The sequence below is a fragment of the Streptomyces sp. NPDC107538 genome (genome assembly GCF_055657445.1).
The window spans coordinates 49,434-68,165 of record NZ_JBVKAY010000004.1 but is presented as its reverse complement, the minus strand read 5'-3'; the positions used below and the strand labels follow the sequence as shown (position 1 = coordinate 68,165).

The following is an 18,732-nucleotide window of genomic DNA, read 5'->3' as shown; positions in this document are numbered from 1 at the left end:
GCATGGCCAACAAGACCGCCCCTGATTCCGCCCGGCGCAGCGAGAAGTCCCGCCGTGCCATCTACGATGCCGCCCTCGCCCTCGTCGGCGAGGTCGGGTACCAGAAGACGACCATCGAGGGCATCGCGGCCCGCGCCGGCGTCGGCAAGCAGACGATCTACCGGTGGTGGTCCTCCAAGGGCGAGGTGCTGCTGGAGGCCTTCATCGATCTGAGCGCCCAGGCGGCGGAGGCCGCCGCCCGGCCCGAGGTCATCGGGGAGGAAGCCGAGTACGAGATCCCGGACACGGGGGACCTCGAAGCCGACCTCAAAGCGGTCCTGCGTGCCACCGTGGACGAACTGCTCGACCCCAAGTTCGAGGTCCCCTCACGCGCCCTGGCCGCCGAGGGGGTGGTCAACCGGGAGCTCGGCGTCGAGTTCGTCGGCAAACTCCTCGAACCCCAGCTCCAGCTCTACGTGAAGCGTCTGCGCGCGGCCCAGGAGCAGGGTGCGGTACGCGCCGACCTCGACCCGCGGATCGCCCTGGAGCTCTTCGTCTCCCCGCTCGCCCAGCGCTGGCTCCAGTACACGGGACCCATCTCGTACGAGTACACGGACTCCCTCGTCGAGTACGCCCTGTACGGCCTCGCGCCCCGCTGAGTACGCCCCGTACGCCTCGCGCCCCGCTGCGTGCCGTCAACTCCCCGCCCGAGTGTGATCAATCCGACCAAGTGGCGTGCAAAGGGTGTCCGGTCGGCTCGCGCGAGCGGCCCCTAAATCCCGCCAAAGCACGCCTTAGCCCACCATCCCTGTCCGCACCCCGGCATCGCCCCACCTACCCCGGATGTGGGCTCCGGCCACCCGCGGCGCAGGATGGTGGGACGATGGAGCATGCTGTCCGCACCACAGCGAGGCGAGGCGATAGATGAGCGCGACGTTCGGCGGCCGGAGCGGTCGGCAGGGCAGGTTCTCCGAGTGGCTGCGTGCCCGTCGTACCGGCCGCCCGCTCGACGGGGCCGCCGACGAAGCCGGCCGTGAGGAGCTGCTGCTCGCCGCGGCCGCCGCCGGACTCCCGCTCGCGCCCGCCGCGTACCCCTCGGGCTACCGGTGTTCCTGCGACCGTGTCGGCTGTCCCACCCCCGCCCGGCACCCGGTGTCGTTCGCCTGGCAGACGCAGTCCACCACCGACCGCGGCCAGATCGAGCGCTGGGCCCGGCACCAGCCGGAGGCCAACTTCATCACCGCGACCGGCATGGTCCACGACGTGCTGGACGTACCGCTCGCCGCCGGCACCGAGGCCCTGGAGCGGCTGCTCGCCGCCGGGATCGAGGTCGGGCCCGTCGCGGAGTCCGAGTCCGAGTCCGGCGAGGGACGGCTGCTCTTCTTCACCCTCACCCGGGGCACTCCCGAGGACGAGGACGAGTGGTGGCCCTGCGAGCTGGACTGCCACCCGGAGACCATGGACGAGCACCCGGGCCTGCGCTGGCACTGCCGGGGGTCCTACGTCCTCGTCCCGCCGGCCCGGCTCCCCGGTGACCTCGGCGTCCACTGGGTACGCGGCCCCGAGCACCCGCTGCCGGACCCGCTGAGCCTGCTGGAGATCCTCACCGACGCCTGCTCCCGCCATGTGGGCGAGCAGTCGGACCACGCGGGCACGGCCTGGCCCTCCAGAGGCTGAGCCTCCCGGAGCCGCGAGCCGGTCACCCGCCCCGCGTCAGGGGCACACCCCCGCACGTCACGCCCGGGACGTCACCCGCCCCGCGTCACTCGCCCTTGGCCCCCGTCAGCCCGCCCACCTGGCTCAGAACCCTCACCTGCTGGTCCGACTCGGTCTTCGCCGGATCGAGGACCGCCTGGTTGTTCACGAACTCCAGGGTCAGGGACTGCTTGGGCTCGCCCGTCATCAGCGCGCGGACGGCCGCGTCGTTGACGGGGATGCTCACGCCCTGCGCGGCGGTCTGCTTCTGGTAGGTGCGGGTGGTGAAGAAGACCAGCGCGCCCCCGTCCGTGGTGCGCAGCCCGACCGGCGCGTAGTCGCCGTTGGTGAGCGCCTCGTCGATGTGCTGCCGGGCCAGCCCCGGCTTCTCCGCGTTCCGCTGCCGCCGGGACCGCTCCTCGGAGGTGTACGGGCCGTCCGCGAAGAGGGCACTGTCCTCCTTGAGGTAGGTGACATAGCGGTCGGGCAACTCCGCGGGCTCGACGGAGAGTTGGGCGTCGTCGGGCTGGACGACCTGCGCGTGGCCGTCCGCGTCCTTCTGGAACTCGGGCATGTCGTCGGCGGGCACGACCGTGAGGAAGGAGACCTCCCACAGATCGGTCAGCCCGTCCCGGGTGAAGACGAACAGCCAACGGTCCGTCTTGTTGCCCTTGTTGGCGGCGGCGTCGACCACGAACCAGCGCGGCCAGGCCGCCTTCTCCGGGATCGTGTACGTGACGTCGGACAGCTCCAGCGGCACATGGTTGGGGTTGCCGCCCGGGTTGAGCTTCGCGCCCGAGCGGAGCTTGCCGCCGTCGATGTCGGCGAGCGCGCCGGTGACCCGGGAGGCGTCCTGGGACTGGTCGTACGCCTTGTCCGCCTTGTTGTACGCGGCGGTGAAGTCCTTCAGCGCCCGCGTCGCCTCCCCCTGGGTCGCGGCGGGGACGACCTCCAGATCGCCGCGGACCACGACACACCCGCTCACCGTCAACGACAGCGCGGCCACCGCCGTGGTCACCAGCGTACGAACCGTACGAACCTCACGAGGCCTTCGTGGACTCCGGACCCCGCGCACCCTGCCCCTGCTCATCAGGAATCTTCACCTTCCCCTTCCCGGAGGCGAACCCTACCGGGGCGAGGAACAGCGCGAGCGTCGGGACCAGATACAGGACCCAGACCGTGACTTGGAGGACCGTCGGGTCGGGCTGGAAGTTGAAGACACCCTTCAGCAGGGTGCCGTACCAGCTGTCCGGCGGGATCGTCCCGGAGATGTCGAACGCCTTGTCCGTCAGACCGGGCAGGAAGTCGGCCTCCTGGAGGTCGTGGAAGCCGTACGCGAGCACGCCCGCCGCGACCACGACCAGCATGCCGCCGGTCCAGGTGAAGAACTTGGCGAGGTTGATGCGCAGAGCGCCCCGGTAGAACAGCCAGCCGAGCACCACCGCCGTCGCCAGGCCCAGCAGCACACCGATCAGTGGGCCTTCGGTGCCGTCGCTGGACGCCCGTACGGACGTCCACACGAACAGCGAGGTCTCCAGGCCCTCCCGGCCCACCGCCAGGAACGCGGTCGCCACCAGCGCGCCCGTGCCCATCCGCAGGGCCTCGTCGAGCCTGCCGTGCAGGTCAGCCTTGAGGTGGCGGGCGGTGCGCCGCATCCAGAAGACCATCCACGTCACCAGCCCCACCGCGATGATCGACAGGGAGCCGCCGAGCGCCTCCTGCGCCTTGAACGTCAGCTCCTGGGAGCCGAATTCGAGGACACAGCCGAAGGCGAGCGCCAGCCCGACGGCGACGCCGATGCCGATCCAGATGGGCTTCAGGGCGTCCCGGCGGTCGGTCTTCACCAGATAGGCGATGAGGATGCAGACGACCAGGCTCGCCTCCAGGCCCTCGCGCAGTCCGATCAGATAGTTCGCGAACACGGCCTCAGCCCTTCTTCGACGAGGATGAGGAGGAAGAGGAAGTGGAACCGGTGAACAGCGCCCGGCCCCACCAGTCGTCCGCGTCCCGGACGCCCGGTGGGACGGCGAAGACCGCCGAACCCACGTGCTGGATGTACTCGTTGAGCGCGTCCGTGGCCAGATTGCGCTGGACCGGGATGAACCCCGTCCGCACATCGCGCTGGTAGGCGAGGAAGAACAGACCCGCGTCGAGGCGGCCCAGCCCGTCCGTGCCGTCGGTGAAGGAGTAGCCGCGCCGCAGCAGCGTCGCCCCGTCGTTGGAGTCGGGGTGCGCGAGCCGTACGTGCGCGTCCGGCAGCATCGCCTTCAGGAACGGCTCGTCCCGCTCCTTCGCCTTGCCCACGGGCGCGCCCTCGCCCTTGTCCCGGCCGAAGATGTCCTCCTGCTCCTGCAGCGAGGTCCGGTCCCAGGGCTCGATGTGCATCCGGATACGCCGGGCGACCAGATACGAACCACCGGTCATCCAGGCCGAGTCCGCGTCCACGTCCTTCTCGCCCACCCACACGAACTTCTTCAGCCGGGCCGTCTCGGTGCCCGCGATGTTGCGGGTGCCGTCCTTGAACCCCATGAGGTTGCGCGGGGTCTGCGCCTCGGGCGTGGTCGAGGAGGTCTTGCCGAAGCCGAGCTGCGACCAGCGCACCGACACCTTGCCGAAGCCGATACGGGCGAGGTTGCGGATGGCGTGCACCGCGACCTGCGGATCATCCGCGCAGGCCTGGACGCACAGGTCGCCGCCGCTGCGGGCCCGGTCCAGGTTGTCCCCGGCGAACTGCGGCAGGTCGACGAGCGCCCCGGGCCGCCGGTCAGCCAGCCCGAACCGCTCGAACAGCGAGGGCCCGAAGCCGATCGTCAGCGTCAGCCGGGACGGCCTCAGCCCCAGCGCCTCCCCGGTGTCGTCCGGCGGGGCCTCCGGCAGACCGCCGTACGCACCGTCGCCGACCGCCTTCCCGGCCGTCATCCGGCGCGCGGCCGCCGTCCAGTCCTTCAGCATCGCCACGAACGCGGCCCGGTCGTCCGTCTCCACGTCGAACGCGGCGAAGTGCAGCCGGTCCTGCACGGGCGTGGCGATCCCGGCCTGATGGGCGCCGTGGAAGGCGACCGCGGCGCCCGCGTCCGGGGAGCCGCCGTCGTCGCCGGTACGGGCCACGGCGACCGCGCCGCCGGCCGCGGCGGCACCGAGCGCGAGCCCGGCCCCGCCCCAGCCGATCAGCGCCCGCCGGGAAGGGGCCCGGTCGTCGCCGGTCCCGGACGCGTGGGAGGTGTCCTCGGAAGCCATGGTCACTTCACCACGGCCGCCGCGAGCTGCGACAGCGGCTCGGCCAGCGCGTTCACCGCGTCCGACAGCTCCTTGCGGTCCGCCTTGCCGACCTTGTCGTAGGAGACGAAGTCATAACCCGTCTTGTCCGCGCGGTACTTGTCCAGCAGCGTGTTCAGCGCCGCGAACTGCTGGTCGAGTTCCTTCGTCAGCTCCGGGTCGTTTTCGGCGGCGACGGACTTCAGCAGCGCGTACGACTCCTCGGCGCCCTCCACGTTCGCCTTGAAGTCGACGAGGTCGGTGTGCGAGTAGCGCTCCTCCTCGCCGGTGACCTTGCCGGTGGCGACCTCGTCGAGGAGCTCCTTGGCGCCGTTGGCCATGGAGGTCGGGGTGATCTCGGCCTTGCCGACCCGCTTCTGCCAGTCCTCCAGGTCGGTCACCAGCTGGTCGGCCAGCTCGGAGTCACGGTCGGTGAGCTTGCCGTCCTGCCAGAGCGAACGCTCCAGCCGGTGCCAGCCCGTCCAGTCCTTCTCCGGGTCCTGGCCCTCCTCCAGCCCGTCCTCGCGGACGTCCACCTTCGGGTCGATGTCACCGAAGGACTCGGCGACCGGCTCGGTGCGCTCCCAGCCGATCCGGGAGGGCGCGTACGCCTTCTTCGCGGCCTCGACGTCCCCGTCCTTGACGGCCTCGGCGAACACCTTCACCAGCGGGATCGTCGCGTCGGCCTGCTCCTGCGCGTACTTGCGGTACGAGGCCACGGCCTTGTCCAGGCGCGGGTCCCGCTTCGCGACCTTGCCGGAGCCGGTGGCGGTGACGTCCTGCCGTATGCCGTCGCCCTTCATCCCCGGCTTGCAGGCGATCTGATAGTCGCCCGCCTTCACCTCGGCGGTGACCTTCTGCTTGGTGCCGGGCCCGATGTTCTCGCGCTCGGTGACCACCCGGTCGTCCGGGAAGAGGAGGTACACCTCGGTGACCTTGGAGCCCTTGTTCTCGATGTCCAGCTCGACGTGGCCCGCCGGGAACTCCTTCTTCGACACCTCGCACTCGGTGTCGGTCGCGGTCACCGCGATCGCCCCGTCCGCGCCGGCGCTGCTCTTCTCGGTGCAGCCGGTGAGAGCGGTCAGGGCCGCCACAGTGGTGGCGGCGGTGACGACGGAGAGTCTGAAGGGACGTCGGAGGGGGCGCATTTCGGCTCCAAGGGAGTACACAGGGGACACACAGAGAAGGTGAGGCCGCCCCAAGTTATCTGAGGCTTACCTCACCAAACGCCGTCCCCCCAGTGAAGCCGTCTCCTCGGAACCGCACGAGCACGGCCAGATCACGGTGGCTCAAAACAGCCGCCATGATCTGGTCAACAGTCGGTCAAGAGGCCCATTCCACGGTCAAGAACCCCGTTTCGGTGTGATCAGGACATCACCGGTCCGCGGATGGGGGAACACCTCGACCGGCTGCCGGTACACCTCCGACAGCAGCTCCTCCCCGAACACCCCGGCCGGCGGCCCGTCCGCCGCGATCCGCCCGTCCCGCAGCACCGCCACCCGGTCCGCGTACGCCGCCGCGAGCCCCAGATCGTGCAGCACGACGACCACCGCGTCCCCGGCCCGCGCCCGCTCCCGGCACACCCGCAGCACCAACTCCTGGTGCCTGAGGTCCAGCGCGGCCGTCGGCTCGTCCAGCATCAGCAGCGGCGCCCGCTGGGCCAGCACCCGCGCCAGCGCCACCCGGGCCCGCTCACCGCCGCTCAGCGCGGAGAAGGGCCGGGCCGCGAACCCGGTGACCTCGGTGACCGCCATCGCCCGCGCCACCGCCGCGTCGTCCTCGTCGTGGACGCCCGGCTGCCGCGCCCAGGGCGCCCGCCCCATCCGGACGACCTCCTCCACGGTGAACGGGAACGACAGCGCCGCCGACTGCGGCAACACCGCCCGCCGCAGCGCCAGTTCGGCCGCCGACCAGTCACCCACCGGCCGCCCGTGCACCCGTACGACCCCGCCGGCCACCGGCAGATCGGCCGCCAGGGCGCCCAGCAGCGTCGACTTGCCCGCGCCGTTGGGCCCGACGAGGGCGAGCACCTCACCCGCGCGGGCCACGACGGAGACCCCGCGCAGCACCTCCCGGGCACCGAGCCGTACGGTCACGTCCTCGGCCTCGGCGAGGACGTCACCGGGGACCGCCGGGTCGGGGGGAGCGGGCACACCCGACCCCAGCCGCGCCTTGAGGAGCCCCCACAGGGACCCCGACCCCGGCCCCGACCCCGAACCCGTCCGGGACGTCGTCATGCCCAGCCTCCCTGCTTGCGACGGGTCCTGCGCAGCAGCCAGAAGAAGAACGGGCTGCCGATCAGGGCGGTGAGGACACCGAGGGGAAGCTCGGCGGGCTGGACGATCGTGCGGGCCGCGAGGTCCGCCGCCAGCAGCACCACCGCCCCGGCGAGCGCGCTGCCCGGGATCAGGAACCGGTGCCCCGGCCCGGCCGCCATCCGCAGCAGATGCGGGATGACCAGCCCGACGAACCCGATGACCCCCGACACGCTCACGGCGGCGGCGGTCAGCAGCGCCACGACCAGGATCAGCACGATCCGCAGCCGCTCCACGTCCACCCCGAGATGCCGCGCCGGCCGTTCGCCCAGCGCGAGCAGATCCAGCTTCCGCGCGGAGAAGGGCGCCACGACCAGCCCGATCGCCGCGCACGGCAGCACGGCCAGCACCTTCGGCCACGTCGACTGCGCGAGCGAGCCCAGCTGCCAGAACGTGATCTGGTTGACGGCCGCCGTGTCCTCCGCCAGGAAGATGAACAGCCCGATCGTGGCGCCCGCGAACGCGTTCACCGCGATCCCGGTGAGGATCAGCGTCACGACCTCCGTACGGCCGCCCGACCGGGACATCGCGTACACGACGAACACGGTGACCAGCCCCGCGACGAACGCGAACACCGACACCGTCCAGTTCCCGAGGAACGTGATCCCGAAGGCGATCGTGGCGACCGCGCCCACCGCCGCGCCCAGCGAGACCCCGATGACACTCGGCTCCGCCAGCGGGTTCCCGAAGATCCCCTGCATCAGCGCCCCCGCACACCCGAGCGACGCCCCGATCAGCAACGCCAGCACGATCCGCGGGAACCGCACGTTCCACAGCACCGACTCGGGCACCCGCTCCAGTTCCGTCCCGCCCAGCCCGATCCGGTGCGCGACCGAGGCGACCACATCACCGGTGGGGATCGGATAGGCCCCGAGCCCACCGGCGACGGGCACCAGCACGAGAAGCGCGACGACGAGGCCGACGGTGAGGAGGAGGGGCGCGCGACGCCGACCGGAGGCGGAGGGTCCCGCCCCGCCGGTCTCCGCCCGCCCGCCCTCGGCCGGGGGCCCGTCGGACCTCTCCGGCTCGACCGGCTCCACCGGCTTGTCCAGTACGGTCACTTGGTCCTCTCAGGGGTGGGGCTCAGGGATGGGGCTCAGGGGTGGGGCTCAGGGTGGGGCAGGCCGGGCCCGATCGCCGGCCGACCGGTGCGGTGACCTGGTACGACCCGGGCCCCGGTTGATGTTTGAATGCGGGGGTGACCGACTTCGACGTGCTGCGCGTGTTCTGCGGACCCCGTGGCGGATACGGCAACGAACTGGGCGTCGTCCGCGAGGGCTCCGTCATGCCCGACCGCGCCGAGCGTCAGGAGTTCGCCGCCAAACTCGGCTTCAGCGAGACCGTGTTCGTGGACGACCCCGAGCGCGGTGTCATCGACATCTACACCCCCTCGACCCGCCTGCCCTTCGCCGGTTACCCGTGCGTGGGCGCCGCCTGGCTGCTCGACGTACCCGAACTGGTCACCCCGGCCGGGGTGGTCGGGGCCCGGCTGGACGGGGAGTTCAGCTGGATCGAGGCCCTGCCGGAGTGGGCCCCGCCCCGCACGTTCCGCCAGTACGGCACCGCCGCCGAGGTCGACGACCTGCGCGTCCCCCCGCCCGGCGAGTGGATCTACGCCTGGGCCTGGGAGGACGAGGCCGCCGGCCGCATCCGCGCCCGCGCCTTCCCCGGCCGCGACGACGGCATCGACGAGGACGAGGCCACCGGCGCGGCAGCCCTCCAACTCACCGCCCACCTGGGCCGAGCCCTGAACATCACCCAGGGCACAGGCTCCCAACTCCTCACAGCCCCCCAACCACACGGCTGGGTGGAGGTGGGCGGCAGGGTCTTCCTGGAGCGATAGGGCACCTTTCAAGCGGGGCCGGGCCTCTGTGTCTTTAGGGGCGCGGGGAACTGCGCGACCAGCCCCCACCCACCCGCAGCCAACGAACGACCTCGCGGCGGCCCCCCCCGAGCGGAGCGCTCACGCAGTCAACGGAAACTCGTCCCCCAAGGCAAGAAAGACCGCGGTGTTCAGCGCGAACGCCCGCTTGCACTCACCGACGATCCGCTGCTTCTCCAACTCGTCCGCCCGCACCCGGTCCAACAACTCCCGGTACCCCCGCTTGAACGCGGCCGGATTGCTGATCCCCTCGAACACATAGAACCGGACCCCGTCGCCCTTCTTGGCGAAGCCCCACGTCTTCTCGGCCCGGTCCCGGATGATCTGCCCACCGGACAGGTCCCCGAGATACCGCGTGTAGTGGTGGGCCACATACCCGCCGGCCCAGGTACGCGCGCACTCGGCCACCCGCCCCGCGTACTCCTCGGTCGCCGGCAGCGCCGTGAGCGTCGACCGCCAGTCGGGGCCGCGCAGATGCTCCAGGTCCCGCTCCAGCGCGGGCAGCCGCATCAGCTCGGGCTGGATGAACGGCCCGGCGACCGGGTCACCGGCCAGCCCCGGCGCCGCGCTCTCCAGCGCCTCGTACACGAACCACAGCTGCTCGGTGTACCGCGTGTACGCCTCGACGCCGAGTTTGCCGCCCAGCATGTCGCCCATGAACGTCGTGGACTCCGCCTCGGTGTGCTGCTCGTGCGAAGCGGTGCGGATGAGCGTGGAGAACGCCGTGGCGTCAGTGTCCGACGCGTGCATCGCGTTCATGAAGGCCTCCGGGCCGATACGAGGGATGGACGAGAACCTGCGGCCATTTTCTATGGTTAGGCTTACCTAAGTCAACAGGTTCCCGACTCCCTGTCGGTAAAAACGTTACCCCGAATCCTCACCACCCCCACAGGGAATCCGCGCAAGAAAAACCCCGCCGTCGGCCGAAGACCGACGACGGGTTGCGCCAAGGCTGGGGCGGGGCTAGGGCTGGGCTAGGGCAGCGTGAGGATCTCCGCGCCGCTGTCCGTCACCACCAGCGTGTGCTCGAACTGCGCGGTCCGCTTCCGGTCCTTGGTCACGACCGTCCAGCCGTCGTCCCACATGTCGTAGTCGTACGACCCGAGGGTCAGCATCGGCTCGATCGTGAACGTCATCCCGGTCTGGATCACGGTCGTGGCGTGCGGGGAGTCGTAGTGCGGGACGATCAGCCCGGAGTGGAACGACGAGTTGATCCCGTGCCCCGTGAAGTCGCGCACGACCCCGTACCCGAACCGCTTCGCGTACGACTCGATGACCCGCCCGATGATGTTGATCTGCCGCCCCGGCCTGACCGCCTTGATGGCACGGGTGAGCGACTCCCGGGTCCGCTCCACGAGCAGCCTCGACTCCTCGTCGACCTCCCCCACCAGGTACGTGGCGTTGTTGTCGCCGTGGACACCGCCGATGTACGCCGTCACGTCCAGGTTGACGATGTCGCCGTCGTTCAGCACGGTCGAGTCGGGGATGCCGTGGCAGACGACCTCGTTGACCGAGGTGCACAGCGACTTGGGGAAGCCGCGGTAGCCGAGCGTCGACGGGTAGGCCCCGTGGTCGCACATGTACTCGTGCGCGACCCGGTCCAGCTCGTCCGTGGTGACTCCGGGCGCGATGTGCTTCGCCGCCTCGGCCATGGCCCGCGCCGCGATCCGCCCGGCGATCCGCATGGCCTCCACGGTCTCGGGCGTCTGCACCTCCGGCCCGGTGTACGGAGTCGGGGCGGGCTTGCCCACGTACTCGGGTCGGCGGATGTTCCCCGGCACGGGGCGGGCGGGGGAGAGCTTCCCCGGTGCGAGCAGCGACTGGCCAGACATGCCAGCGATTTTAACCAGCGGCCGCGGGGGACCATGCTGGGGACGTCGTGACGACGTGACGACGCGACGACTGGCGAAGGGAACTCAGGTCATGCCCCTGTTCAAGCGGCGCACCGTCGGCAAGCCCGGTGAATGGTTCTACTGCCTGGAGCACAAGAAGGTCGAAGAGGGCCCCGACTGCCCCGGCAAGGACCGCATGGGCCCCTACGCCTCCCGCGAGGAGGCCACCCGAGCCATGGAGACGGCCCGCGAACGCAACGCCGAGTGGGAGACCGACCCCCGCTGGCACGACACCCCGCCCGGAGAGCCCGACGCCTGACCGACCGGTGAGGTGGACGCAGACAGAGACGCAGACAGAGACGGAGGCAGAGACGGAGGCCGCGCCGGGGCTCACCAGTGGTTGGGCGGCGGGGAGGTCAGCTGGTCGGTGAGGCGGGAGAGGCGGTCGCGGAAGCGGCGCCGCCCGCGCGGCGCCGGCAGCGCGTTCTCCCCGACGGCCGCGCTCACCAGGTGCTGCACGGTGTCGAGATCCACGTCCGGTTCGGCGGGCGCCGCCAGCGCCTCGTGGGCCAGCGCGTCCAGCTCCCCGTCCTCCGTCTCCAGCGCCAGCACCGTCGCCCCGGCCCGCCGCGCGTCGTGCACCCGCTCCAGCAGCGCGGCACCCGGCGCGGCGGGCGCCACGACGAGCAGCGTCTCGCCCCGCCGCGCCGCCGACACCCGGCCGAGCCCGACTGCGAGATGTGCCGGGTCCGAGGGGCGCGTGCGGTGCCGTACCAGCGTGGGGGAGAGCTCCGGCGTACCCGACCAGGCCGCCTCGTCCGTCAGATGCGCCGCGAGATGCCAGGGCTCGTACGCGGCCGTCCCCACGAGCAGCAGCCCGCCGCCGTACGCCACCACGGACCCCCGCAGCGCCCCCGCGAACCGCCGGGTGGCCCCCAGCCACTCGGTCCCGGCGAGCACGTCACGCAACAGAGCGACCCGTACGGCATCCATGCGCCCGCATCCTGCCGCAACCGGACACTCGTGACCCGGTGTTCACCCGGAATTAGCCCGCACCGGGCACGCACGCCGCACCGGCGGAACCGGAACGGGAACCGGTACCGAGCTGCACCCCCACACCCCCACCCGCAAGTCACCGTCCCCCCACCCCAGGAGCCCCAGTGACCCCCACGCCCGAGACCAGCATCCCCTTCCGCGCCGGCCGCGAGGGCTACGCCAGTTTCCGGATCCCGGCGGTCGTCGGCACCGCCTCCGGCGATCTGCTCGCCTTCTGCGAGGGACGGGTCGGCGGGCGGGAGGACTTCGGGAACATCGACATCGTGGTGAAACGGTCCACGGACGGCGGCCGGACCTGGGGCCCGCTCCAGGTCGCCGCGGAGAACGGCGACTCCCTCGCCGGAAACCCCGCCCCCGTCGTCCTCACCACCGGCCGGATCCTGCTGGTCCACATCCGCAACGCCGCCCACGCCACCGAGGACGCCATCCGGCGCGGCACGGTGAGCGCGGCGGACGGCCGCCGGGTCTGGGTGCGGCACAGCGACGACGACGGAGCCACCTGGTCGAGCCCCCGGGAGATCACCGCCCGGACCAAGAAGCCCGAGTGGCGCTGGTACGCCACCACCCCCGGCCACGCGCTCCAGCTCTCCGGCGGCCGGGTCGTCGTCCCCGCCAACCACTCCCTCCCGCCCACCGGCACGGACAACGGCACCGAGGGCAAGTACAACGGCGGACACTGCCTGCTGAGCGACGACGAGGGCGCTACCTGGCGCATCGGCTACGTGGACGACAACACCGACGGCTACATCAACGCCAACGAGACCACGGCCACCGAACTCCCCGACGGACGCGTCTACTTCAACACCCGCAACGACTCCCCGGCCCCCGGTACCCGCGCCGACGCGTACTCGCCGGACGGCGGTGAGACCCTCGCCAGGCCCTTCCGGCCACAGGCGGGCCTCGTCGGCCCCGTCGTCGAGGGCAGCGTCCTCCAGCTCCACGACCCCGACCTGCTCCTCTACTCCGGCCCGGCCGACCCCGGCTTCCGCGCCCTGATGACCGTCCGCGCCAGCACCGACCACGGCGTCACCTGGCACCCCGTCCACACCGTCGACGGCCTGCCCGCCGCCTACTCCGACCTGGTCCGCGTCGACGAGGACACCGTCGGACTGCTCTACGAGACGGGCGACTTCAGCGCGTACGAGACGATCACGTTCCGGCGGATCCCGGTCGACGGCCTCGGCTGAACCGGCCGGGCGCCGGTGACCGCGCTCACCTCACGTCACCTCACCGCCACCGGCCCGGGGCGCGCACGTAAAGTCGGCCCATGACCTCTACTGACAGTGCACAGCAGCCCCCCGCGAAGGCCGCCGCGAAGGCCCCGGCCAAGGACCCCTGGGACCTGCCGGACGTGTCGGGGCTCGTCGTCGGCGTGCTCGGCGGCACCGGGCCGCAGGGCAAGGGCCTCGCCTATCGCCTCGCGAAGGCGGGCCAGAAGGTGATCATCGGCTCCCGGGCCGCCGACCGCGCACAGGGCGTCGCCGCGGAGCTGGGGCACGGCGTCGAGGGCGCCGACAACGCCGAGACCGCCCGCCGTAGCGACATCGTGATCGTCGCCGTGCCGTGGGACGGCCACGGCAAGACCCTCGAATCCCTGCGCGAGGAACTGACGGGCAAGCTCGTCGTCGACTGCGTCAACCCGCTCGGCTTCGACAAGAAGGGCGCCTACGCGCTGAAGCCGGAGGAGGGCAGCGCCGCCGAGCAGGCCGCCGCCCTGCTCCCGGACTCCCGGGTCACCGCCGCCTTCCACCACCTCTCCGCCGTCCTCCTGGAGGACCCGGAGATCGACGAGATCGACACCGATGTGATGGTCCTCGGCGAGGAGCGCGCCGACGTCGAGATCGTGCAGGCACTGGCCGGCCGCATCCCCGGAATGCGCGGCATCTTCGCCGGCCGGCTGCGCAACGCCCACCAGGTCGAGTCCCTGGTCGCCAACCTGATCTCCGTCAACCGCCGCTACAAGGCCCACGCGGGCATCCGCCTCACGGACCTGTAGCCGACGCCCGCACGCCCCCGGGCATGGGGGACACTGGACGCCGTACCCCTTCGTCCGACGTCCGCCCGACCGTCCTCCCAGGAGCGACCCCCATGCCCCGCCTCGCCGTCTACGCCCTCGTCGTCTGTCTCCTCGCGGTCACCGCGGCCGTCGTCTCCTTCAGCCGGGGCAGCTGGCTGGGTGTGGTGTGGGTGCTGATGGCCGGCCTGTCGTCGAACATGACCTGGTACTACGTCCGCAAGGCCAGGGCGGGGCGCGGGCCGGTCACCTCCCCGTGAGGCCTCACCTCCCCGTGACGCGTCACATCCCCGTCAGGCAGATGTCGCTGTCCTCGCGCCAGAAGCGGTAGAGCCAGTAGCCGCAGTCGGACAGCTGGTCCTCGATCCCGAGACCCCGCATGAACGCGTCGATCACGTCCCAGAACACCCCGTTCACCGCCGGGATCCACAGCACCGCGAAGACGAGCAGCAGCCCGAACGGCGCGAGCGGCTCCACCTGGCGCCGGATCTTGTAAGACAGCCAGGGCTCGATCACGCCGTAGCCGTCCAGGCCGGGCACCGGCAGGAAGTTCAGGATCGCCGCGGTCACCTGGAGCATCGCCAGGAAGGCCAGGGCGAACAGGAACGCCGCCGGCACGCCGTCCGTGACGCCCAACCAGAACGGCGCGGTGCAGACCGCCGCGAACAGCACGTTCGTCAGCGGCCCCGCCGCCGAGATCAGACTGTGCTTCCAGCGCCCCTGGATCCGCCCCCGCTCGATGAACACCGCACCACCGGGCAGCCCGATCCCACCCATGATCACGAACACGACCGGCAGCACGATGCTGAGCAGGGCATGGGTGTACTTCAAAGGATTCAGGGTGAGATAACCCTTGGCGCCGATGGAGATGTCACCGCTGTGCAGCGCGGTGCGGGCGTGCGCGTACTCGTGCAGACACAGCGAGACGATCCACGCGGACGTCACGAACAGGAAGACGGCCAGGCCGGGCTGCTCGGCGAACCCGGTCCACGTGGCCCATCCCGTGACCGCCATGACGGCCACGATCCCCACGAAGACGGGGCTGATCCTCCGGTCGCTCCGGCGGGACGCGGCGGTGGTCATGGGACTCCTAGCTGTCGATCAGCTGTGCCGATCACTCGTACGGACGCCCCGACGGTACCGGGCACACGGCGAAAACGTCTCGCGGTCGCCTCGGAGTTCCTAGCAAGGTGGGTGGGACACCGGCATTCCGACACCGGCGTCCCGGCACCGACATCCCGACGGAGACAATGGACCCCGTGCGCTACCGCATCCTCGGCACCACCCAGGCACTGCAGGCCGACGGCACCCCCGTACCCGTCGGGGGCGCCCGGCTGCGTGCCCTGCTGACCGTGCTCGCGCTGCGGCCGGGGCGTACGGTGCCCGCGCCCGCGCTCGTCGACGAGGTGTGGGCCGGCGATCCACCGGCCGACGCCCCGGCCGCGCTGCAGGCCCTCGTCGGCCGGCTGCGCAGAGCCCTGGGCCCGGACGCGGTCGCATCGCTCAACGGCGGCTATCGCCTGGCGGCGGCCCCGGACGACATCGACCTGCACCGCTTCGAACGCCTCGCGGACGAGGGCGCCCGCGCGCTCGCCGACGGCGATCCGGCCGAGGCCGCCGCCTCCCTCGACGACGCACTCGCCCTCTGGCAGGGCCCGCCCCTGGCCGACCTCCCCGACCGCACCGCCGAGGCCGCCCGCTGGGAGACCCGCCGCCTCGACGCCCACCGCACCCGCCTCGCCGCCGCCCTCGCCCTGGGCCGCCCCGAAGCCGCCCTCCCCGACCTCACCGCCCTCTGCGACACCCACCCCCTCGACGAACCCCTCCAGTCCCTCCGCCTCCAGGCCCTCAGGGACACCGGCCGCACGGCAGAGGCCCTGGCCGCGTACGAGCAGATCCGCCGCCTCCTGGCCGACCGCCTGGGCACGAGCCCGGGCCCCACCCTGCGCCGACTTCACGAGGACTTGCTGCGAGGGGACGGGCCAGCGCCCCGTCAGGGGCGCGGGGAACTGCGCGAGAACCCCCACCGAACCGGCACGTACCCACCCACCCCGCGCGGAGCGCGAAAGGGGGTCGAAGGGGCACCGCCCCTTGAGGATGGGACGGGTAGGGGCGGCGGGGGCGAAAAACCGCCCCCGAACCCCACCGACCCCGAACCCCCGCACCCCCACCCCACCCGCCCCCCGGGCAACCTCCGAGCCCGCCTCACCTCGTTCGTCGGCCGCGACACCGACATCGACACCCTCCGCCACGACCTCACCACCACCCGCCTGGTCACCCTCCTCGGCCCCGGCGGCGCGGGCAAGACCCGCCTCTCCCAGGAGACCGCCGAAACGATCGCCGAAGCCATGCCGGACGGCGTCTGGCTGGCGGAACTCGCCCCCGTCGACGACCCCGCGAACGTCCCCGAAGCCGTCCTCACCGCCCTCGGCGCCCGCGAGACCGTCCTCAGAGGCGCCGGCGCCGAGGAGATGCGCGTCGCGGCCGACCGCCAGGACGACCCCCTCACCCGCCTCGCCGCACACTGCGCCCGCCGCCGCATGCTGCTGATCCTCGACAACTGCGAACACGTCGTGGACGCCGCCGCGCACCTCGTCGACCAGCTCCTCCAGCGCTGCCCGTCCCTGACCGTCCTGGCCACCAGCCGTGAACCCCTCGGCGTACCGGGGGAGTTGCTGCGCCCGGTGGAGCCGCTGACACAGCCCCACGCCCTGCGGCTGCTCGCCGACCGGGGAGCGGCGGCCCGGCCCGGCTTCACCGTGGACGCCGACCCGGAGGCCGCCGCCGAGATCTGCCGCCGCCTCGACGGCCTCCCCCTCGCCATCGAACTGGCGGCGGCCCGGCTGCGGATGCTGACCCCCCGCCAGATCGCCGACCGCCTCGACGACCGCTTCCGGCTGCTCACCTCTGGCAGCCGCACCGTCCTGCCCCGGCAGCAGACCCTGCGCGCGGTCGTCGACTGGTCCTGGGAGCTGCTCGACGAGGACGAACGGTACGTCCTGCGGCGGCTGTCGGTGTTCGCCGGCGGCTGCGACCTGGCCGCCGCCGAGGCCGTCTGCGGTCCCGCCGCGCTGGAGGCGCTCGGCTCGCTCGTCGACAAGTCCCTCGTCGTGGCGGCCCCTTCGGGTCCCGGCGGGGACGGCGGGATGCGCTACCGGCTCCTGGAGACCGTCGTCGAGTACGCCGGCGAGCGGCTCGACGAGACGGGCACCCGCCCCGCCGCCGCCCGCGCCCATCTCACGTACTACCGCGAACTCGTCCGCACCACCGACCCGTTGCTGCGCGGCTCCGGCCAGCGCGCCGCGATCGAGCTGCTGGAGCTGGAGTACGAGAACATCCGCACCGCCCTGCGGTACGCCGTCGCCGAGCGGGACGAGCAGGAGGCGCTCTGTCTGACGCTGTCGCTGTGCTGGTACTGGCAGATGCGTGATCTGAAGACCGAGGCCCGGCACTGGTCCGCCCAGGTCAAGGACCTCGGTCCGGACCCCTTCACCGCGCCCGCCCGCCCCGTCCCGGACCTGCGCGGACGGGTGGTCGACAGCCCGCCGCCGATGAGCCCGCAGGTCCTCGACGAGGCCCGGCGCGGTGTGCATCTGGTCCATCTGGCCTGTATGGACATGGAGTTGCCCGCCTGGGAGACCCCTGAGGCCCAGGAGAAGCTGCGGGTCATCAGCGCCACGTACGAACCCGGCCAGCCGCAGACCTGCCGCTTCCCCGGCTTCATGTGGTTCTACGCCGTCCTGCTGACCGGCGACATGGTCCGGCTGCGCGCCGTCCTGGACGCCAACATCCGCACCAGCCGCGACCTCGGCTACACCTGGGAGCTGGCGCAGACCCTCCAGATGCGGGCCAACATCCTCGCCAACCGCACCGACTGGGCGGGCGACGCCCTCGCCGACGCCGACGAGTCGCTGGAGCTCTTCGACCGGCTCGGGGACGCCTGGGGCGCCGCCGAGGCACTGTCGGCGCGCGGGGAGTCCCTGGAGCGCCAGGGCGAGTTCACGCTCGCCGCCGCGGACTTCGAACGGGCCATCGTGTACGCGGAACGGCTCGGTACCAACGCCCAGTTGGGTGTGCTCGGCGTCCGGCTCGGCAGTGTGTACATCGAGGGCGGCGACGCGGAACGCGGCGAGAAGATGCTGTTCGAGGTGTTGGAGGCCGGGCGCCGGGCCGCCCGCGAGGCGGTGCCCGCCGCCCGGCTCTTCCTCGCGGTCCGCCTGGGCCGCAGCGGCCGCACGGCGGAGGCCCGGGAGCAGATCACCCTGCTGCGCGAGGACTTCCACGCCGCGAACTTCGTGCTCTTCGCCGGGTTCGTCATGGGTGTCGAGGGCTGGCTGGAGATGATGGACGGGCGCCACGAGGAGGCGCTGCGGCTGATGCGCCAGGCGCTGGACCGCAGCCTGGACAGGCTGTCCCGGATGGTCGCGCCCCATATGCCCGCCATCCACCTGGTGACCGCCGCCATCTCCGTCGCCCAGGTCGACGACGGGGCCCGCGCCCTCGACGCGGCCCGTCTGGTGGGCGCCGCCGACGCGCTGCTGCCGCCCGGCCACTTCTCCACCCCGATGGAGACCGAGGCCCGCCTCAAGGCCGACGCCGTGATCCGGGCCCTGCTGGACGACGCCGACTACGACGACGCGTACGCCGAGGGCGGCGCCCTCACCCCGGAGGGGGCCGCCGCCCTCGTCTGACCGCGGTTGCCCG

At 72.0% G+C, this 18,732-nt stretch carries 18 protein-coding genes; 8 read left to right on the top strand and 10 right to left on the bottom strand.

The window, feature by feature from the left end; translation table 11 throughout:
- The first annotated feature begins 2 nt into the window (after positions 1-2).
- Both ACZ7MG_RS14845 and ACZ7MG_RS14840 read left to right on the top strand, forming a co-directional pair.
- The gene (locus ACZ7MG_RS14845; protein ID WP_471380471.1) at positions 3-638 is read left to right on the top strand and encodes a TetR/AcrR family transcriptional regulator; all 636 of its coding nucleotides are present in this window, start codon (positions 3-5) and stop codon (positions 636-638) included.
- A gap of 265 nt (positions 639-903) precedes the next feature.
- Positions 904-1,656, top strand: coding sequence for a bifunctional DNA primase/polymerase (locus tag ACZ7MG_RS14840; protein ID WP_471380473.1), 753 nt, complete (start codon positions 904-906; stop codon positions 1,654-1,656).
- Between the two features lie 85 nt (positions 1,657-1,741).
- Here the strand turns inward: ACZ7MG_RS14840 and ACZ7MG_RS14835 are convergent, their stop codons facing one another.
- The 6 genes from ACZ7MG_RS14835 to ACZ7MG_RS14810 all read right to left on the bottom strand — a co-directional run bounded on the left by ACZ7MG_RS14835 (position 1,742) and on the right by ACZ7MG_RS14810 (position 8,305).
- A complete protein-coding gene (locus tag ACZ7MG_RS14835; RefSeq protein WP_471380474.1) occupies positions 1,742-2,764 on the bottom strand; it encodes an SCO2278 family lipoprotein in 1,023 nt (340 codons plus the stop codon).
- A complete protein-coding gene (gene efeU / locus ACZ7MG_RS14830) occupies positions 2,715-3,596 on the bottom strand; it encodes an iron uptake transporter permease EfeU (RefSeq protein WP_471380476.1) in 882 nt (293 codons plus the stop codon). The genes ACZ7MG_RS14835 and efeU overlap by 50 nt, the downstream gene beginning before the upstream one ends.
- Positions 3,597-3,600: 4 nt before the next feature.
- Complete coding sequence (efeB, locus tag ACZ7MG_RS14825) at positions 3,601-4,911, bottom strand: iron uptake transporter deferrochelatase/peroxidase subunit (protein WP_471380478.1); 1,311 nt, start codon at positions 4,909-4,911, stop codon at positions 3,601-3,603.
- Positions 4,912-4,913: 2 nt separating this feature from the next.
- The gene (efeO, locus tag ACZ7MG_RS14820) at positions 4,914-6,077 is read right to left on the bottom strand and encodes an iron uptake system protein EfeO (protein ID WP_471380479.1); all 1,164 of its coding nucleotides are present in this window, start codon (positions 6,075-6,077) and stop codon (positions 4,914-4,916) included.
- A 195-nt stretch (positions 6,078-6,272) separates the two neighbouring features.
- Positions 6,273-7,166, bottom strand: a complete 894-nt coding sequence (locus ACZ7MG_RS14815; RefSeq protein WP_471380480.1) for a heme ABC transporter ATP-binding protein — start codon at positions 7,164-7,166, stop codon at positions 6,273-6,275.
- The gene (locus ACZ7MG_RS14810; RefSeq protein ID WP_471380482.1) at positions 7,163-8,305 is read right to left on the bottom strand and encodes a FecCD family ABC transporter permease; all 1,143 of its coding nucleotides are present in this window, start codon (positions 8,303-8,305) and stop codon (positions 7,163-7,165) included. Before ACZ7MG_RS14810 ends, ACZ7MG_RS14815 begins: the two co-directional genes overlap by 4 nt.
- Positions 8,306-8,442: 137 nt before the next feature.
- On the opposite strand from ACZ7MG_RS14810, the gene ACZ7MG_RS14805 reads away from it, so the two are divergent.
- Complete coding sequence (locus ACZ7MG_RS14805) at positions 8,443-9,087, top strand: PhzF family phenazine biosynthesis protein (protein WP_471380483.1); 645 nt, start codon at positions 8,443-8,445, stop codon at positions 9,085-9,087.
- A gap of 120 nt (positions 9,088-9,207) precedes the next feature.
- Here the strand turns inward: ACZ7MG_RS14805 and ACZ7MG_RS14800 are convergent, their stop codons facing one another.
- Together ACZ7MG_RS14800 and map are read right to left on the bottom strand one after the other, a co-directional pair.
- Positions 9,208-9,876: a biliverdin-producing heme oxygenase gene (locus ACZ7MG_RS14800; protein WP_471380574.1), complete on the bottom strand. Its 669-nt coding sequence runs from the start codon at positions 9,874-9,876 to the stop codon at positions 9,208-9,210.
- Between the two features lie 224 nt (positions 9,877-10,100).
- Complete coding sequence (gene map, locus ACZ7MG_RS14795) at positions 10,101-10,958, bottom strand: type I methionyl aminopeptidase (protein WP_471380485.1); 858 nt, start codon at positions 10,956-10,958, stop codon at positions 10,101-10,103.
- 91 nt (positions 10,959-11,049) lie between these two features.
- Here map and ACZ7MG_RS14790 point away from each other — a divergent pair, with 91 nt between their 5' ends.
- Complete coding sequence (locus ACZ7MG_RS14790) at positions 11,050-11,277, top strand: hypothetical protein (protein WP_471380486.1); 228 nt, start codon at positions 11,050-11,052, stop codon at positions 11,275-11,277.
- A gap of 71 nt (positions 11,278-11,348) precedes the next feature.
- Here ACZ7MG_RS14790 and ACZ7MG_RS14785 read toward each other — a convergent pair whose 3' ends face one another.
- The gene (locus ACZ7MG_RS14785) at positions 11,349-11,951 is read right to left on the bottom strand and encodes a hypothetical protein (protein ID WP_471380487.1); all 603 of its coding nucleotides are present in this window, start codon (positions 11,949-11,951) and stop codon (positions 11,349-11,351) included.
- A 167-nt stretch (positions 11,952-12,118) separates the two neighbouring features.
- Between ACZ7MG_RS14785 and ACZ7MG_RS14780 the strand changes: the two genes are divergently transcribed.
- The 3 genes from ACZ7MG_RS14780 (at position 12,119) to ACZ7MG_RS14770 (ending at position 14,288) form a co-directional block, all read left to right on the top strand.
- On the top strand, positions 12,119-13,201 hold the full coding sequence (locus ACZ7MG_RS14780; protein ID WP_471380489.1) for a sialidase family protein: 1,083 nt from the start codon (positions 12,119-12,121) through the stop codon (positions 13,199-13,201).
- Between the two features lie 80 nt (positions 13,202-13,281).
- Positions 13,282-14,010 carry an NADPH-dependent F420 reductase gene (npdG, locus tag ACZ7MG_RS14775; protein ID WP_471380490.1) on the top strand — a complete coding sequence of 243 codons (729 nt, stop codon included), beginning with the start codon at positions 13,282-13,284 and terminating at the stop codon, positions 14,008-14,010.
- A 23-nt stretch (positions 14,011-14,033) separates the two neighbouring features.
- On the top strand, positions 14,034-14,288 hold the full coding sequence (locus ACZ7MG_RS14770; RefSeq protein ID WP_471380492.1) for a hypothetical protein: 255 nt from the start codon (positions 14,034-14,036) through the stop codon (positions 14,286-14,288).
- Positions 14,289-14,310: 22 nt separating this feature from the next.
- On the opposite strand, the gene ACZ7MG_RS14765 is transcribed toward ACZ7MG_RS14770, so the two are convergent.
- Positions 14,311-15,111: a site-2 protease family protein gene (locus ACZ7MG_RS14765; protein WP_037704628.1), complete on the bottom strand. Its 801-nt coding sequence runs from the start codon at positions 15,109-15,111 to the stop codon at positions 14,311-14,313.
- A 167-nt stretch (positions 15,112-15,278) separates the two neighbouring features.
- Between ACZ7MG_RS14765 and ACZ7MG_RS14760 the strand changes: the two genes are divergently transcribed.
- The gene (locus tag ACZ7MG_RS14760) at positions 15,279-18,719 is read left to right on the top strand and encodes an AfsR/SARP family transcriptional regulator (RefSeq protein WP_471380494.1); all 3,441 of its coding nucleotides are present in this window, start codon (positions 15,279-15,281) and stop codon (positions 18,717-18,719) included.
- The last annotated feature ends 13 nt before the right edge of the window (positions 18,720-18,732 follow it).

Excerpts from the sequence above, each read along its gene's own strand:
- ACZ7MG_RS14845 (WP_471380471.1), top strand. The coding sequence starts at position 3 with ATGGCCAACAAGACCGCCCCTGATTCCGCCCGGCGCAGCGAGAAGTCC.
- ACZ7MG_RS14840 (WP_471380473.1), top strand. The coding sequence starts at position 904 with ATGAGCGCGACGTTCGGCGGCCGGAGCGGTCGGCAGGGCAGGTTCTCC.
- ACZ7MG_RS14835 (WP_471380474.1), bottom strand. The coding sequence starts at position 2,764 with ATGAGCAGGGGCAGGGTGCGCGGGGTCCGGAGTCCACGAAGGCCTCGT.
- efeB (WP_471380478.1), bottom strand. The coding sequence starts at position 4,911 with ATGGCTTCCGAGGACACCTCCCACGCGTCCGGGACCGGCGACGACCGG.
- efeO (WP_471380479.1), bottom strand. The coding sequence starts at position 6,077 with ATGCGCCCCCTCCGACGTCCCTTCAGACTCTCCGTCGTCACCGCCGCC.
- ACZ7MG_RS14815 (WP_471380480.1), bottom strand. The coding sequence starts at position 7,166 with ATGACGACGTCCCGGACGGGTTCGGGGTCGGGGCCGGGGTCGGGGTCC.
- ACZ7MG_RS14800 (WP_471380574.1), bottom strand. The coding sequence starts at position 9,876 with ATGCACGCGTCGGACACTGACGCCACGGCGTTCTCCACGCTCATCCGC.
- map (WP_471380485.1), bottom strand. The coding sequence starts at position 10,958 with ATGTCTGGCCAGTCGCTGCTCGCACCGGGGAAGCTCTCCCCCGCCCGC.
- ACZ7MG_RS14790 (WP_471380486.1), top strand. The coding sequence starts at position 11,050 with ATGCCCCTGTTCAAGCGGCGCACCGTCGGCAAGCCCGGTGAATGGTTC.
- ACZ7MG_RS14785 (WP_471380487.1), bottom strand. The coding sequence starts at position 11,951 with ATGGATGCCGTACGGGTCGCTCTGTTGCGTGACGTGCTCGCCGGGACC.
- npdG (WP_471380490.1), top strand. The coding sequence starts at position 13,282 with ATGACCTCTACTGACAGTGCACAGCAGCCCCCCGCGAAGGCCGCCGCG.
- ACZ7MG_RS14770 (WP_471380492.1), top strand. The coding sequence starts at position 14,034 with ATGGGGGACACTGGACGCCGTACCCCTTCGTCCGACGTCCGCCCGACC.
- ACZ7MG_RS14765 (WP_037704628.1), bottom strand. The coding sequence starts at position 15,111 with ATGACCACCGCCGCGTCCCGCCGGAGCGACCGGAGGATCAGCCCCGTC.
- ACZ7MG_RS14760 (WP_471380494.1), top strand. The coding sequence starts at position 15,279 with ATGGACCCCGTGCGCTACCGCATCCTCGGCACCACCCAGGCACTGCAG.